Source organism: Brevundimonas sp. UBA2416 (assembly GCF_002343105.1).
GTDB lineage: Bacteria > Pseudomonadota > Alphaproteobacteria > Caulobacterales > Caulobacteraceae > Brevundimonas.
Genome location: NZ_DDRM01000015.1, coordinates 211,505 through 226,119, shown reverse-complemented (window position 1 = coordinate 226,119; position 14,615 = coordinate 211,505). Strand labels below are relative to the sequence as shown.

General features: G+C 68.1%; 15 protein-coding genes. 6 read left to right on the top strand and 9 right to left on the bottom strand.

Annotated features, from left to right (window positions below; genetic code table 11):
- The 4 genes from B3E43_RS05155 to B3E43_RS05140 all read right to left on the bottom strand — a co-directional run.
- The coding region (locus tag B3E43_RS05155) for a dihydropteroate synthase (RefSeq protein WP_292027262.1) at nt 1–740 on the bottom strand (740 nt) is incomplete at its 3' end.
- Nucleotides 740–1,819: a homocysteine S-methyltransferase family protein gene (locus B3E43_RS05150; protein WP_292027260.1), complete on the bottom strand. Its 1,080-nt coding sequence runs from the start codon at nt 1,817–1,819 to the stop codon at nt 740–742. The genes B3E43_RS05150 and B3E43_RS05155, both read right to left, overlap by 1 nt.
- Nucleotides 1,816–2,772 carry a methylenetetrahydrofolate reductase [NAD(P)H] gene (metF, locus tag B3E43_RS05145; RefSeq protein WP_292027258.1) on the bottom strand — a complete coding sequence of 319 codons (957 nt, stop codon included), beginning with the start codon at nt 2,770–2,772 and terminating at the stop codon, nt 1,816–1,818. Before metF ends, B3E43_RS05150 begins: the two co-directional genes overlap by 4 nt.
- Nucleotides 2,769–3,731, bottom strand: coding sequence for an ArsR/SmtB family transcription factor (locus B3E43_RS05140; RefSeq protein ID WP_292027257.1), 963 nt, complete (start codon nt 3,729–3,731; stop codon nt 2,769–2,771). The genes metF and B3E43_RS05140 overlap by 4 nt, the downstream gene beginning before the upstream one ends.
- A gap of 110 nt (nt 3,732–3,841) precedes the next feature.
- Here B3E43_RS05140 and B3E43_RS05135 point away from each other — a divergent pair, with 110 nt between their 5' ends.
- Nucleotides 3,842–4,633: an EF-hand domain-containing protein gene (locus B3E43_RS05135; protein ID WP_292027255.1), complete on the top strand. Its 792-nt coding sequence runs from the start codon at nt 3,842–3,844 to the stop codon at nt 4,631–4,633.
- Nucleotides 4,634–4,647: 14 nt separating this feature from the next.
- On the opposite strand, the gene B3E43_RS05130 is transcribed toward B3E43_RS05135, so the two are convergent.
- The gene (locus tag B3E43_RS05130) at nt 4,648–5,574 is read right to left on the bottom strand and encodes a 2-hydroxyacid dehydrogenase (RefSeq protein WP_292027253.1); all 927 of its coding nucleotides are present in this window, start codon (nt 5,572–5,574) and stop codon (nt 4,648–4,650) included.
- Nucleotides 5,575–5,654: 80 nt separating this feature from the next.
- The gene (gene ettA / locus B3E43_RS05125; protein WP_292027251.1) at nt 5,655–7,322 is read right to left on the bottom strand and encodes an energy-dependent translational throttle protein EttA; all 1,668 of its coding nucleotides are present in this window, start codon (nt 7,320–7,322) and stop codon (nt 5,655–5,657) included.
- A gap of 215 nt (nt 7,323–7,537) precedes the next feature.
- On the opposite strand from ettA, the gene B3E43_RS05120 reads away from it, so the two are divergent.
- Both B3E43_RS05120 and B3E43_RS05115 read left to right on the top strand, forming a co-directional pair.
- Nucleotides 7,538–8,263 (top strand): helix-turn-helix domain-containing protein, encoded by a 726-nt coding sequence (locus B3E43_RS05120; protein WP_292027249.1) that lies wholly within the window; start codon nt 7,538–7,540, stop codon nt 8,261–8,263.
- 80 nt (nt 8,264–8,343) lie between these two features.
- Nucleotides 8,344–9,858, top strand: a complete 1,515-nt coding sequence (locus B3E43_RS05115) for a serine hydrolase domain-containing protein (RefSeq protein WP_292027246.1) — start codon at nt 8,344–8,346, stop codon at nt 9,856–9,858.
- Nucleotides 9,859–9,863: 5 nt separating this feature from the next.
- Here B3E43_RS05115 and B3E43_RS05110 read toward each other — a convergent pair whose 3' ends face one another.
- On the bottom strand, nt 9,864–10,475 hold the full coding sequence (locus B3E43_RS05110) for a TIGR02466 family protein (protein ID WP_292027244.1): 612 nt from the start codon (nt 10,473–10,475) through the stop codon (nt 9,864–9,866).
- Between the two features lie 293 nt (nt 10,476–10,768).
- Here B3E43_RS05110 and B3E43_RS05105 point away from each other — a divergent pair, with 293 nt between their 5' ends.
- Entirely contained in the window at nt 10,769–10,960 is a 192-nt protein-coding gene (locus tag B3E43_RS05105) for a hypothetical protein (protein WP_292027242.1), read from the top strand.
- 33 nt (nt 10,961–10,993) lie between these two features.
- Here the strand turns inward: B3E43_RS05105 and B3E43_RS05100 are convergent, their stop codons facing one another.
- Entirely contained in the window at nt 10,994–11,752 is a 759-nt protein-coding gene (locus B3E43_RS05100) for a tRNA1(Val) (adenine(37)-N6)-methyltransferase (protein ID WP_292027240.1), read from the bottom strand.
- A gap of 192 nt (nt 11,753–11,944) precedes the next feature.
- Here B3E43_RS05100 and B3E43_RS05095 point away from each other — a divergent pair, with 192 nt between their 5' ends.
- A complete protein-coding gene (locus B3E43_RS05095; RefSeq protein ID WP_349677560.1) occupies nt 11,945–12,886 on the top strand; it encodes a polyprenyl synthetase family protein in 942 nt (313 codons plus the stop codon).
- Here B3E43_RS05095 and B3E43_RS05090 read toward each other — a convergent pair whose 3' ends face one another.
- Nucleotides 12,887–14,092 (bottom strand): pyridoxal phosphate-dependent aminotransferase, encoded by a 1,206-nt coding sequence (locus B3E43_RS05090; protein ID WP_292027235.1) that lies wholly within the window; start codon nt 14,090–14,092, stop codon nt 12,887–12,889. It abuts the gene before it with no gap.
- A 110-nt stretch (nt 14,093–14,202) separates the two neighbouring features.
- Here B3E43_RS05090 and B3E43_RS05085 point away from each other — a divergent pair, with 110 nt between their 5' ends.
- Complete coding sequence (locus B3E43_RS05085) at nt 14,203–14,592, top strand: hypothetical protein (RefSeq protein ID WP_292027233.1); 390 nt, start codon at nt 14,203–14,205, stop codon at nt 14,590–14,592.
- Nucleotides 14,593–14,615 lie beyond the last annotated feature (23 nt).

Here is a 14,615-nt window from a genome sequence, read left to right as displayed (position 1 = left end):
TTGACGATGCCCATGTCCATGCCCGCCTGGATGGCGTGGTACAGGAAGACGCTGTGGATCGCCCGGCGCACCGGCTCGTTGCCGCGGAAGCTGAAGGAGACGTTCGACACCCCACCCGACACCCGCGCATAGGGCAGGGTGGCCTTGATGACCTTCGTCGCCTCGATGAAGTCGACGGCATAGTTGTCGTGCTCCTCGATCCCCGTCGCCACGGCGAAGATGTTGGGGTCGAAGATGATGTCCTCGGGCGGGAAGCCGACCTCGTCGACGAGGATGCGGTAAGCCCGCGTGCAGATCTCGATCTTGCGCGCGGCGGTGTCGGCCTGGCCCACCTCGTCAAAGGCCATGACCACCACCGCGGCCCCGTAGCGCAGACATTTGACCGCCTGCTCGCGGAACTCGGCCTCGCCCGCCTTCATCGAGATCGAGTTCACGATAGGCTTGCCCTGGACGCACTTCAGTCCCGCCTCGATCACCTCCCATTTGGAGCTGTCGATCATGACCGGCACGCGGGCGATGTCGGGCTCGGCGGCGATCAGATTGAGGAAGGTGATCATCGCCTGCTGCGAATCCAGCAGGCCCTCATCCATATTGATGTCGATCACCGAGGCGCCCGCCTCGACCTGCTGCCGCGCCACCGACAGGGCGGCGGAATAGTCGCCGTCGATGATCAGCTTCTTGAATTTGGCCGAGCCGGTGACGTTGGTCCGCTCGCCGACGTTGATGAAGGTGGGGCGCACTACGCTACCAGTTCAAAGGGTTCGAGGCCGGACAGGCGCATGGCGACCGGCCGTTCGGGGATTTCCCGCGTCGGCAATTTCGATACCGCCTCCGCCGTGTGCCGGATGTGCTCCGGCGTCGTGCCGCAGCAGCCGCCGACGATATTCACCAGGCCCGACGCCGCCCATTCCTCGATGAAGTGGGCCGTCTGGTGCGGCTCCTCGTCATACTGGCCCATGGCGTTGGGCAGGCCGGCGTTGGGATAGGCGGCGACGAGGGTGTCGGCCACGCGGCTCAGTTCGGCGATGAAGGGCCGCATCAGATCAGCCCCCAGGGCGCAGTTGAAGCCGATGGCGAACGGCTTCGCATGCCGCACGCTGTTCCAGAAGGCCTCGGCCGTCTGGCCCGACAGGGTCCGGCCCGAGCGGTCGGTAATGGTCCCCGAAATCCAGATCGGCAGGGCCTCCATCCCCTCGTCCTCGAGGTCCTTGATCGCCTTGATCGCGGCCTTGCAGTTCAGCGTGTCGGTGATGGTTTCGATCAGATACAGATCGACCCCGCCTTCATTCAGCGCCTTCACCTGATGGCGATAGGCGTCATAGACCTGGTCGAAGGTCACCAGCCGCGCGCCGGGGTCGTTCACGTCCGACGACATCGACAGCATCTTGTTAAGCGGCCCGATCGAGCCGGCGGCGAAGCGCGGCTTGTGCGGCTCCTTCGCCGTCCAGCGATCCGCTGCGGCGCGGGCCAGTTTCGCGCCTTCCAGATTGATGTCCCACACCGACTGTTGGTCGAGCTTGTAGTCGTCCTGGGCGATGACGGTGGCCGAGAAGGTGTTGGTCTCGGAAATGTCGGCGCCTGCGGCGAAATACTGGTCGTGCAGGCCGGCGATGATGTCGGGCCGGGTCAGGCACAGGATGTCGTTGTTGCCCTTCATCTGGCCGACGTGGCCGGCGAAGCGGTCGCCGCGGAAATCCTCTTCCGACAGTTCGCTGCGCTGGATCATCACGCCCCAGGCGCCGTCGAGCACGAGGATGCGTTCCTTCGCGGCCCGGTGCAGGGCGGCGATCCGTTCGCTGCGGGGGAGGGGGGAACTCATACTGCGGCGGCCTTCGTCTCTCGCACGCCCAGCACCCGGCAGATAGCATAGACCAGATCGGCGCGGTTCAATGTGTAGAAGTGGAAGTCGGCGAAACCCTCTTCCTGCAGCCGGGCGCAGGTCTCGGCGGCCACAGAGGCGGCGATCAGTTTGCGGGTCTCCGGGTCGTCGTCCAGCCCCTCGAAATGGGCCGCCAGCCAGTCAGGCACCGCCGCGCCGCACGCCGCCGATATCCGCTTCAAGCCATTGAAATTGCTGACCGGCATGACGCCCGGAATGATGGGTACGGTCACGCCCGCGGCCCGCACCCGGTCGCGGAAGCGCAGGAAGGCGTCGATGTCGAAGAAGAACTGGCTGATCGCCCGCGTCGCCCCCGCGTCGACCTTGGCCTTCAGCACATCGAGGTCATGCGCCGCCGACGGGCTCTCGGGATGGCCCTCGGGATAGCAGCCGACCAGAACGTCGAACCCGCCCCGAGCCGTAATCGCGGCGGTCAGTTCGGTGGCGTTGGCGTAACCGTCTGTACGCGGAACATAAGCGCCGCCGATGCCGCTGGTGCCCGGCGGATCGCCGCGCAGGGCCACGATGTGCCGCACGCCTGCCTCGCGGTAACCCTCGATGACGGAGTCGACTTCATCCTTGCTGGCCTCGACGCAGGTCAGGTGGGCCGCCGGCGTCAGGGCGGTCTCTGCGAGGATGCGCTGCACCGTGCGGTGGGTCCGCTCGCGGGTCGAGCCGCCCGCGCCATAGGTGACCGAGACGAACTCGGGCTCCAGCGGCGCCAGCCGGGTCACGGCCTTCCACAGATTGGCCTCAGCCTCGTCGGACTTGGGCGGGAAGAACTCAAACGAGACGCGCGGACGCGATAGGTCCTGCCCGGCGCGAGCCACCGGACCAAGCGGCGACAGCAACAGGGCGCGGGCCTCGGCCAGGCTGCGGGGGGCGATGCTCATGCGACCTTCTCCGCGGCGACGGCCGGGCGTTCGGCGGTCCAGATCGAGACCGTCAAACCATCTGTGTCAGGGGGCAGGGCGATCGGCGCGCTGGGCTTCAGCCCGGCTGCGGTCAGCCAGCGGCCCATCTCGTCATCCGCGAATCCCAGTCGGCGGTGCTGATGTTCCTCGCGCAGATATTCGAGCTGATGCGGGGCGAAATCGACGATCAACAGCCGTCCGCCCGGCATGACCAGCCGCGCGGCCTCGGCCACCGCCGCGGCCGGATCAGCGAGGTAGTGCAGCACCTGATGCACGATCACCAGGTCCGCGCTCTGTTCGGGCAGCCGGGTTGCGAAAATATCGCCGTGGCGCAGTTCGACCTTGTCGAGACCCGCCTTCGTCACATTGGCGCGCGCGATGTTGAGCATGTTCTGGCTGAGATCCAGCCCGACCGACATCTTCGCCTTCTTGCCCAGCAGGGTCAGCATCCGGCCCGAACCGGTGCCCAGATCGACGACCCGCTCGAACGGCCCGTTCCCCGCCGCCCGGGTGATGGCCGCCTCGACGGCGCTCTCGCTTACATAAAGCGAGCGGATGCGGTCCCACTGCGGCGCGACGCGTTCAAAATAGGCGCCGGCGGCGGCTTCGCGATCGCGCCGGACGGTTTCAAGTCGCCGGTCATCGGCCTCGCCTGCCGAAACGTCCAGCAAATCCAGCACTGTATCGATCAGCCGCCGCGCCGGCAGGTCCGAGGATAGACGATAGAAGACGCGCGCGCCGTCCGGGAAGCGCTCGATTAGCCCGGCGTTGGCCATCAGCTTCAGATGTCGGGACACCCGCGGCTGGCTCTGGTCCAGGATGCGCGACAGCTCCACCACGGACAGTTCCTCGCCGGCCAGCAGCGACAGCACCCTCAGGCGGGTCGGCTCGCCCACGGCGCGCAGGGCTTCGACAGTCTGGTCAGCGGTCAACGACATCTCTTTATATAAAGATATCCTTATATGATTTGGCAAGGAAAATTGCTGGTCAGACGCCGGATCGGGGGCCAGTCTGCGTGCAACGGCAAACTCCTGTCGTGAGGCCATCCATGACCCTTCGCCCGATTGCGCTCGTCGCCCCCATCGTTCTCCTGTCGGCTCTCGCCGGAACCGTGGCCGCCCAGACCCCGCCGCCAGGCAGCGGCCCGGGTGGCGGTATGGGCGGCTTTCCGCGCACGGCAGAGGAGGTTCAGCCATGGGCCGAGCGGCTGTTCACAAGGTTTGACGCCAACCAGGACGGCGCCATCACCGAGGACGAATTGGCCGTCCTCGACAGTCCGGCGGCGGCCCCGATGGGCGCTCGCATGCGGATGATGATCCTGGCGGCGGACTCCGACGGCAATACCCGCGTCACCGTCGAGGAACTCACCGCCGGGGCCCAGCAGATGTTCGGGCGTATGAACGGCGCGGGCGGCGGCAGGCCCGCTGGCGGCGGCATGGGCGCAGGCATGGGCGGCGGCGGCGCCGAGATGTTCACCCTGCCGCGCACCGACGACGCCGTGGCTCCCTGGGCCGAGCGTCTGTTCACCCGGCTCGACGCCAATCAGGACGCTCTCCTCACCGGCAATGAGCTGGCCCTTCTGGCCAACCCGACGGTCGCCGCCATGGGCGGGTCGCGCCTGCGGGCCATGATCGCCCAGTCAGACGCAAACCGGGATTCCCGCATCAGCCTCGAGGAGATGACCGCCGGGGCGCAGCGGATGTTCAGCCGCATGGATGCGAACGGCGACGGCCGGCTCAGCGACACCGAACTGCCCCGACCTCCGGCGCCGTCCGCGCCGATCGCCATGCCGCCCCGCGAGCCGGCCAATCCCTTCCCGGACATGCCCAGCGGCGACTGACCGCGCCCGGGGTCTCAGTCCACGGGCGTCTTCAGCGGCTCGCCCGCGAACGCCGCCCGCAGGTTCTGGATCAGCAGCATCAGCATGCCCTGGACCGCCTCGGTCGTGGCCCCGCCCGTGTGCGGCGTCAGCACCGTATGGGGCACATCGGCCCAGCGGGCCGGATCGGTCGGCTCCTCCTCGAACACATCCAGCGCCGCCTGACCCAGCCGCCCGTCCTTGAGCGCCGCGATCAGCGCCGTCTCGTCCACCAGCTGCCCGCGCGCGACGTTGACCAGCAGTCCCTGCGGCCCCAGCGCCTCGATCACCTCGCGTGAGATCAGGCCGCGATTGGTCTCATCGGCCTTGCAGGCGACCACCAGTATGTCGCTGTCCCGCGCCAGCTCCAGCAGCGAGCCCGCGTACGGCCACGCCGCCGTCTTCTCGCGGGGCCCCCACCAGCGCACCGCCATCCGCATCGCCTCGGCGCGCCGGGCCACGGCCTCGCCGATCGAGCCCAGACCGACGATGCCCAGCCGCTGGTCCTTGAGCGACGGCGTGATCATCTTCGAATCCACCGTCCACCCGCCGGCCCGCAGGCTGCGGTCCCCGTCGGCGATCCGCCGCCGCGCCGCCAGAATCAGGCCCAGGGCGTGGTCGGCCACATCCTCGTGATTGACCCCCGGCGCATGGCTGACCGGCAGCCCCCGCGCCCGGCACCAATCGACATCGATCCCGTCATAGCCCGAGGTGAAACAGGCGATCAGTTGCAGCGCCGGCAGGCTCTCGATGAGCGCCTTGTCCAGCGGAAACTCCCCCGCCACCACCAGCGCCCGTATCTGCCCCTGAGCCTCCGCCGGCGGCCCCTCCCAGAACCGGTAGACAGTGTAGTCGGCTTCGAGGAAGGCGGTCAGCGGCGCGAGATGGCGCTGCATGATGAGGAGGGCGGGGCGGTTGGGCATGGGGGGACTCTAGTCCAGTCGCGCCCGATGAAAAACGGCCTCCCGAGATTCCCGGGAGGCCGTTTGCAGAGGCTTTTGGATCAGCGCCCGAATTTCTGGAACTTGATCCGGTGCGGGATGAGGCTCTCCACCCCGAGGCGACGCTTCTTGTCTTCCTCATAGGCTTCAAAATTCCCCTCGAACCATTCGACATGGCTGTCGCCTTCGAACGCCAGGATGTGCGTGGCCAGCCGGTCCAGGAACCAGCGGTCGTGGGAGATGACCACGGCGCAGCCGGCGAAGCCTTCCAGCGCCTCTTCCAGGTTCTGCAGCGTCTCGATGTCGAGGTCGTTGGTCGGTTCGTCGAGCAGCAGCAGATTGCCGCCCGTCGCCAGGGTCTTGGCCAGGTGGACGCGGTTGCGCTCACCGCCCGACAGCTGGCCGACCTTCTTCTGCTGGTCGCCGCCCTTGAAGTTGAAGCTGCCGACATAGGCGCGGGTGTTGATCTCGCGCTTGCCGACCATCATCACATCGGTGCCGCCCGAGATGACTTCCCAGATCGTCTTGTTAGGCTCCAGGTCGTCGCGGCTCTGGTCGACATAGGCCAGTTTGACCGTCTCGCCGACGCGGATCGTGCCGGCGTCGGGCCGTTCCTGGCCGGTGATCAGGCGGAACAGGGTGGATTTACCCGCCCCGTTGGGACCGATGACGCCGACGATGCCGTTGGGCGGCAGCTTGAAGGTCAGGTTGTCGAACAGCAGCTTGTCGCCATACGATTTCCGCAGGCCCTCGGCCTCCAGCACGACATTGCCCAAGCGCGGGCCGGGCGGGATCTGGATGACGGCGTGGGTCTGGGCCCCGCGCAGGCTCTCCTGCTCGTCGACCATCCGCTCATAGGCGGCCAGACGGGCCTTGGACTTGGCCTGACGGGCCTTGGCGCCCGACCGAACCCATTCCAGTTCGCGGGTCAGGGCGCGCTGGCGGGCTTCGGACTCCGACTGCTCCTGCACCACGCGCTTGGTCTTGGCTTCCAGCCAGCTGGAGTAGTTGCCCTCGTGCGGGTGGCCCTTGCCGCGGTCCAGCTCCAGCGTCCACTTGGTGACGAGGTCCAGGAAGTAGCGGTCGTGGGTCACCAGGATGACGCAGCCGGGGAAGGCCTCGAGGTGGTGCTGCAGCCAGGCGACCGACTCGGCGTCCAGGTGGTTGGTCGGTTCGTCGAGCAGCAGCATGTCGGGCTTCGACAGCAGCAGCCGCGCCAGCGCCACGCGGCGCTTCTCACCGCCGGACAGGTTGGTGACTTCCCAGTCGTCGGGCGGGCAGCGCAGGGCGTCCATGGCCATTTCGATGCGGCTGTCGATGTCCCAGACGTCGCCGGCGTCGATCTTTTCCTGCAGGGCCGTCATCTCGGCCATCAGCTCGTCGGTGTATTCCTCGGCCATTTCCATGGCGATGGCGTTGAAGCGGGTGACCCACTGCTTCTCCTCGCACCAGGCCTCGACGTTCTCGCGAACGTTCAGGCTGTCGTCGAGCTGGGGCTCCTGCTCCAGATAGCCGCGCTTGATGCCGTCGGCCGCCCGGGCCTCGCCGTTGAACTCGCTGTCCAGCCCGGCCATGATTTTCAGCAGGGTGGATTTACCTGAGCCGTTGACCCCGACGACGCCGATCTTGGCGTCGTTGTAGAAGCTCAGCCAGATGTTCTCGAAGATCTTCTTGCCGCCGGGAAAGGTCTTGGTCAGACCCTGCATCTGGAAAATATATTGCTGCGCCATGAGGTGCGGTGCGCCCTGTCGTCTGGAGGTGTCGGGAGGTTGGCGCGGGATGTAGCCGCCGCGCCGCCGTTGGGCAAATGTCTAGGCGCGGGGCAGGGCGGTTTGATGGCGGGGATGGCCCTCTTCCGCGCGGTCAGGCCGCCATCCTTGCGCCGGATGCATCCATACAGGGTCGTCACCGCCTCTTCCGCAGGCAGGGCCGGGGAGCGAACCGCATGTCTGTCAGCGTCATCCTCGAGGCTTCATCCAGCCACAGGCTCGTCATGAGCCATTATGCGCCGGAGGAGGAGTGTCGGCCGCACAAGCATGACCGGGCCCAGATTTCGCTGTTGCTGGCGGGGGGCTATGTCGAGGAGAGCGAACAGGGCCACGCCCGGGCCGAGGGGCCGAGCCTCAGCCGCAAGCCAGGTGGTTTCGAACACCAGAACCGGTTTGGCGCCGCGGGCGCTCTGATCCTGTCTCTCAACCTCGACAAGACACCTGCCCCGGATCGGTATTTTGTGGCCGGCGGACTTGAAGACCTGTCCGGAGGGGCGTTGCGCCGGCTTGCGAACGACAGCAGCGCAATCGCCGCCCTCGCCGAGCGTGTTCCCCCCGGACTTCCGCCAATGGCCGCGCCGCCCGGTCCCTGGCTGGCGGCGGCGCACCACCGGCTACTGACGGAATCCGGGCTGAATGTCGGCGTTCTGGCGCGAACCCAGGGCCTGCACCCCGTGCGCTTCGCCCGCCTGTTTCGCGAGGCCTTCGCGCAGTCGCCGACCGCGGCGCGGCAGAACCGCCGGGCCGCGAGAGCCGTCGACCGGCTGCTCCGCTCCGGAACGCCCCTGGCGGAGATCGCGGCCGCCGAGGGCTTCGCCGACCAGGCCCACCTCAGTCGCGTCATCAGCAGGATGACGGGCTGGAGCCCCGGCCGGCTGCGGCGACTGTTCGCCGGCGCCTGACGTTCCCGGTTTCATCCGTTCAAGACTCCCGGCGAGACCCTGTGGGACGGGACCGGATCGCCGCAATGAGAAACGCTCCCATGACCGACCTCGCCCGACTCGCCGCCTTTGCGGTCGCCGCCATCCTGCTGGCGCCGCAGCCCGCATCAGCGGGCCCCGATGAAGCGCGATTCCGGGCGGACGCGGACGCCTTCATTCGCCGTGCCATGGATCAGGTCGGCGTGGTTCCGGGCCTGTCGATCGCCGTGGTCGACGGCGAGGACGTCGTGCTGACGGCCGGCTATGGCGTCGCCGACATCGAAACCGGCGCGCTCGTCAGCGCCGACACCCGGTTCTACATCGCCTCCTCGACCAAGTCGTTCACGGCCCTCGCGGTGGCCGCGATGGCCACACGGGGCGAGGTCGATCTCGAGGCGCCGCTCACGGCCTGGTCGAACGTCCCCGGTGCGCCGGCGAACCTTTTTTCAAGCGTCAGCTTGACCGACCTGCTCAGCCACCGGTCGGGGCTGGACAATTCGCCCATCTCGTTTCGCGCTGCCTTTTCGGGCGACCATTCGCCCGAGGTGATGCAGCGCCTGATCGCCGCGACCGTGTCCCGTCCCGATACGCCGCACGGAACGTTCCGGTACTCGAATGCCGGCTACAACATCGCCACCACCCTTCTGGAGGCCCGCGACGGCCGCGACTGGCGCGTGTTGGTGCGTGACGAGGTGCTGAACCCGATCGGCATGGCCGACACGACCGGATGGCTGTCCGAAGCCCGCAGGGATGGCGCGGTGATTGCCGCCGGCCATCTCGGCCATCCCGCCGACGGACCGGTCCGCAGCCCGTTGCAGAAGGTCGACGCCACCATGCAGTCCGCCGGCGGGCTGGTCTCGACCGCCGACGACATGGCCCGCTGGCTGGAAATCCAGATCAACGACGGCGTCCTCGACGGTCGCCGGGTGTTTCCCGAAGGGCTTGTCGCCTCGACCCACCGGCCGCTGGCGGCCAATGAGTCGACCTTCGGACCCTATACGCGCCAGGCCTATGGCCTCGGCTGGCAGATCGGTCGCTATGGCGACGACGTCCTGATCCATCATTTCGGGAATTTCTCCGGGTCCCGCGCCCACGTCTCCTTCATGCCCGCGCGGAGGATCGGCGTGGTCGTGATGGTCAATGAGGATGTGCTGGCGGGTGGCCTCGCAGACCTGATCGCCAACTATGTCTATGACTGGCGCGCCGGACGTCCGGACCTCGAGGCGGCCTATGACACGGCCCTGCGGGATCTCGTCGACCGCCGCGACCGGGGACGCGCCGCGATCGCCCGGCAACAGGCCGAGCGCGCGGCCCGGCCATCGACGCTGTCCCGACCCCTCGTCGCCTATGCGGGAACCTGGGAGAACCCGCTGCTGGGCACGGTGCGGATCGCCGAACGGGGCGGCGCCATGATTGTCTCGATGGGCGTCATGGAGGCGGTCGCCGAGGCCTTCACCGAAGCCGAAAGCGTCCGCGTCGAACTGGCGCCGATGCAGGGGCAGCCCATCCGGTTCGGCGGCGACGGCGCCGCGCCGGATCGGCTGGAGTTGATGGGAGAGACCTTCCTGCGCCGCTGACGCCATCAGGCGTAGTTGAAGCTCACCGAAATCCGCTCGCTCTTCGCCGCGTTCGGCGGCACCTCATGCCGCAGCCAGCTTTCCCACATCAGCACCGTCCCGGCTGTCGGCGCGAGATAGACGAACGGCCTCTCCGCCTCGGGCGCATCGGCGTGGACGCCGGGGCGGGCCATCATCATCGGCAGGCGCGGATCCTCCAGCTTCAGCGCCGAGGCCCCGTCGGGGACCTCGACATAGATGGTGCCGCTCAGGAAGGCGTGCGGGTGGATGTGGCCCGTGTGCCCGCCGCCGGGCTTGAGGATGTTGACCCACAGGCTGTCCAGCCGCGGCTTGCGCGCCAGGTCGAAATTCAGCGCCCTGGCGTAGGCGACCGCGTGCCGGTCCAGATGCCGCTTCAGCTCTGCGAACTCGGGCAGGCGGTGGGGCAGGTCGGTCAGGGAGCCGTAGGAGGTATAGCCGCGATAGCCGTGCTCGCGGCACCAGGCCCGCCCGGCGTGATCCTCGACCGCCAGCATCCGGCAGGCCTCGACCAGACCGGCATTGAAGGCCGGAAAACCGGGCGAGGCGGCCAGGGACGCTTCATAGATCTGGGTGACGAACAGCGGGCGCAGGGACATGGGCGCTGGATAGCCGGTCTTCCGCGCGGGGAGAAGGCAGCGGGGGGCCGATGCACAGGCCCTCACATCGGGTACGCAATCTGGGTACACTCAAAACGGGAAAGTAGTTGACAGATCAACGATTTCCGCAGCAGCGTCCCTGAACTGCGAAGAGACTGTAAAGTGTTGAAACTTCTGAGGCGACTGTTGTGTACGCATACGTACACTTGGTCGGAACGGCGGCAGGGATACTACTGTCGCGATTGCGGAGATTTCAGGCGCGAAGTTGCGGTCAAACCGGGGGGTGGGCGTTGGTGATCAGGACCGAAGTCGAGAGAGCAGGGGCATGGTCCCTGATCAAGCAGCAGTTCGTGGGGGTCAGCGGGCAGGTGTGCAGCGTAACCTATGAGCTGAAGGGGCCCCGACCGGCTCATTTCAATGATCTGGACGAGGCCAGGGCCGCCTTCTGGCAGGCTGAGGCCCTGGCGACCGAAGAGACTGTCTGAGGTTCGAGCCGGTCCTCCCGGACGGACCTGTCTTCACCACTCCAGCCCCGACTCACCCCTCAGCACCGCCTCCGCCTCCGCCGTGTGCTTGGCGTCCGAACGGTCGTGCAGCACCAGCGGCGGCAGCAGCCGCAGCGGCGCCTTGCCGGTCTTGATCGCCTGCACAAGCACCCGTTTGGCCGGCTCGTCCGCATAGGGATGCACGCCGCGAACCGCGAAGGATCCCGCCGTCTCACCCAGCAGGGCCAGCAGGTCGGCCAGCCGGTCGGCGCGGTGGATGACCACGATCCGGCCGCCCTCGCGCACGGCCTTGAGCAGGAAGCTCGTCCAGGCCTTCAGCCCGTCGTCGGCCATCCACGCCCCGAGCTTGCCCTCCGCGGGCGCCCGCAACGCGCCCGGATCGTCAAAGAAGGGCGGATTGCTGACGGCCCAGTCGAACGGCGGCACGTCCAGCGTCCGGAACCCCGCAGCCACGTCGCCCTCGACGATCCGCGCCTCGACCCCGTTCAGGACCGCATTCTCCCGCGCCAGCGCCGCCATCGCCGGGTCGCGCTCCAGCCCGGTCAGGGATGCACCGGGACACCGCGCGGCGATCTGCATCAGCACCGCGCCCGCGCCGCATCCGGCCTCGATCACCCTCTGGCCCGGTTCGGCTGCCACAACCGCCGCCAGCAGGGCCGCATCCATGCCCGCGCGGTATCCCCTGGCCGGCTGACGCAGCCGGACCCGTCCGCCCAGCAGGGCGTTCTCGACGACTTCGCCTTCGAATTGAGGGAACGGTGCGACGGTCACGCGGCTTGACCCTTCATGGAGCGATCACCATTGTGCGCCGCATCGTCGCCCGGCAAGGCGGCGGCTGGATTTTCGGGCGCGATTCTCCCCCGCGCCGCCGCTTCTATGGGTTTCCCGTTGGCCGCTGTCACCGTCGCCGAGCCCCGCTCGAAGGGGAATGTCGAGCCGCTCGTGCGGCTGGCCGCCCCCGACATGGCGACCGTCGATGCCCTGATCCTCGACCGGATGCAGTCCCAGGTGCCGGTCATCCCCCTGCTGGCCGAGCATCTGATCTCAGCCGGCGGCAAGCGCCTGCGCCCCCTGTTGACCCTGGCAGCCGCCCGCGCCTCGGGCCCGGCAGGCGACATCTCCGCTCCGGTCAAACTGGCGGCGGCGGTCGAGTTCATCCACACCGCCACCCTGCTGCACGACGATGTGGTCGACGCCTCGGACCTGCGCCGCGGCAAGGTCGCGGCCCATCTGATCTGGGGCGCGCCGTCCAGCGTCCTGGTCGGCGACTTCCTGTTCGCCCGCGCCTTCGAACTGATGGTCGAGACCGGCCAGATGCGCGCCCTGGGCATCCTCGCCCGCGCCTCCAGCGTCATCGCCGAGGGCGAGGTGCTGCAACTGACCCGCGCTCACGACCTGAACCTCGATCAGGACACCTATCTGCAGATCATCTCGGCCAAGACCGCCGAATTGTTCGCCGCCGCGGCCGAGGCCGGGGCGGTCGGGGCCGGCGCTGACGAGGCCTCGGTCCAGGCCCTGCGCGCCTATGGCCTCAATCTCGGCCTGGCCTTCCAGCTGGCCGACGACGCCCTCGACTACGGCGGCACGTCCGAGGTGCTGGGCAAGAACGCCGGCGACGACTTCCGTGAAGGCAAGGTGACCCTGCCCCTGTTGCTGGCCGCCGCCCGGACGCGCGGCCGCGAGGACGCCTTCTGGGACCGGACCATCAACAAGGGCCAGCGCACCGAGGACGATTTCCGCCGCGCCCGTGAACTGATCTTCGGGGCCGGCGCCGTCAGCGCCACCCTCGACACCGCCCATGACTATGCCGACGCCGCCAAGGCCGCCCTGCAGGTCCTCCCGGCCAGCGACTGGCGCGCGGCGCTGGAACAGTTGGCTGACTTTGCGGTCAGCCGCGCAGCCTGATCAGCGCAACCCCGCGCAGAACCGCTGGATCCGGCGGCAGCCTTCCTCCAGCACGCTCTCCGACGTCGCATAGCTGATGCGGAAATAGGGGCTCAGGCCGAAGGCCGAACCCTGCACCACGGCCACGCCCTCGGCGTCCAGCAGTTCGGTCGCGAACGTATCGTCGCTGTCGATCGTCACGCCGCCTTCGGTGCGTTTGCCGATCAGCCCCTCGATCGACGGATAGACATAGAAGGCCCCCTCCGGCGTCGCGCAGCGGATCCCCGGTGCCTGGTTGAGCATCGACACCACCAGGTCGCGCCGCGCCTCGAAATGCTTCGCCCGCTCGCCGATGAAGTCCTGCGGCCCGTTCAGCGCCTCGACCGCCGCCCACTGGCTCACCGATGACGGATTGGAGGTCGTCTGACCCGCCACCTTGCGCATCAGGTCGATCAGCGGCTTCGGTCCGCCGCCATAACCGATGCGCCAGCCGGTCATGGCATAGGCCTTGGATACGCCGTTCACCGTCAGCGTCCGATCGTACAGATCGGGCGCCACCTGGGCGATCGTCTTGTAGTCGAAGTCGCCGTAGATCAGGTGCTCGTACATGTCGTCGGTCATGATCCAGACCTGCGGATGGCAGCGCAGCACAGCCGCCAGCGCCTCCAGCTCGGCGCCCGTATAGGCCGCGCCCGTGGGGTTCGACGGCGAGTTGAGGATTAGCCATTTCGTCCGCGGCGTGATCGCGGCCTCCAGCGCGGCGGGCTTCAGCTTGAAGCCGTCGGCCTCGTGCCCGACCACCCGCACAGGCTCTCCGCCCGCCAGCAGCACCATGTCGGGATACGAAACCCAGTAGGGCGCCGGCACGATCACCTCGTCGCCGGGCGACAGGGTGGCCAGCAGGGCGTTGTAGATTACCGTCTTGCCGCCGGGCGCGACGTGGATCTGGTTCACCCCGTAGGTCAGGCCGTTCTCGCGCGAGAATTTGGCGGCCACGGCGGCCTTGAGCTCGGGCAGGCCGTCGACGTCTGTGTATTTGGTTTCGCCGCGTCGGATGGCCGCGATGGCGGCCTCCTTGATGTTGTCCGGTGTGTCGAAGTCCGGCTCGCCCGCGCCGAGCCCGATCACGTCACGCCCCTCACGCTTCAGCTCCCGCGCACGGGCGGTCACCGCCAGGGTGGCCGAGGGTTTGACGCGGGCGAGGGCGGAGGACTGCAGGCTGGACATGGCGACTCCCGACGGACGGCGCCCATTCCTTACGCAGTTGCGAAACGACGATCAAATGTCGCCGTCCGATGCCCCTTCACCCCGAGCGCGCTCCGGTCTAGAGCGGGGCTGTGTCGTCCCGTTCGCCCGAGCAATGGTCCCTGACGCGATCGCTGGCCTTCCTGGCCGCGATCTTCGCCGTCGTGTTCGCAACCCTGCTGCCGTCCGCCGTCGCGGCCTCGGCGGCGGCGGGCGAGCCGGTCGTGCTCTGCTCCGGCGACCGGATCATGGTCGTCTTCGACCCGGACGGTTCGTCAGAGCCGTCCTCGATGGACACTCTGGACTGCGCCGACTGCGTCCTGTCCGCCCTGACCACCCTGCCGCCTCCGCCGGTGATCCGGCCTGTGGCCCCGCCGCGGATCGTCGCGGTCCAGCCTGATCTGCCGCGCGCCGGCCCCTGGCGTGGTGGCCTCCTCCTCGCCGGCCTGCCGCCGCCCTCCACGGCCCCCCCGACCGCCTGAACCAGATGAAACGCCCGCACGCC

Excerpts from the sequence above, each read along its gene's own strand:
- B3E43_RS05115 (WP_292027246.1), top strand. The coding sequence starts at position 8,344 with ATGACCGACCTCGCCCGACTCGCCGCCTTTGCGGTCGCCGCCATCCTG.
- B3E43_RS05150 (WP_292027260.1), bottom strand. The coding sequence starts at position 1,819 with ATGAGTTCCCCCCTCCCCCGCAGCGAACGGATCGCCGCCCTGCACCGG.
- ettA (WP_292027251.1), bottom strand. The coding sequence starts at position 7,322 with ATGGCGCAGCAATATATTTTCCAGATGCAGGGTCTGACCAAGACCTTT.
- B3E43_RS05095 (WP_349677560.1), top strand. The coding sequence starts at position 11,945 with ATGGCGACCGTCGATGCCCTGATCCTCGACCGGATGCAGTCCCAGGTG.
- B3E43_RS05130 (WP_292027253.1), bottom strand. The coding sequence starts at position 5,574 with ATGCCCAACCGCCCCGCCCTCCTCATCATGCAGCGCCATCTCGCGCCG.
- B3E43_RS05120 (WP_292027249.1), top strand. The coding sequence starts at position 7,538 with ATGTCTGTCAGCGTCATCCTCGAGGCTTCATCCAGCCACAGGCTCGTC.
- B3E43_RS05110 (WP_292027244.1), bottom strand. The coding sequence starts at position 10,475 with ATGTCCCTGCGCCCGCTGTTCGTCACCCAGATCTATGAAGCGTCCCTG.
- metF (WP_292027258.1), bottom strand. The coding sequence starts at position 2,772 with ATGAGCATCGCCCCCCGCAGCCTGGCCGAGGCCCGCGCCCTGTTGCTG.
- B3E43_RS05140 (WP_292027257.1), bottom strand. The coding sequence starts at position 3,731 with ATGTCGTTGACCGCTGACCAGACTGTCGAAGCCCTGCGCGCCGTGGGC.
- B3E43_RS05135 (WP_292027255.1), top strand. The coding sequence starts at position 3,842 with ATGACCCTTCGCCCGATTGCGCTCGTCGCCCCCATCGTTCTCCTGTCG.
- B3E43_RS05090 (WP_292027235.1), bottom strand. The coding sequence starts at position 14,092 with ATGTCCAGCCTGCAGTCCTCCGCCCTCGCCCGCGTCAAACCCTCGGCC.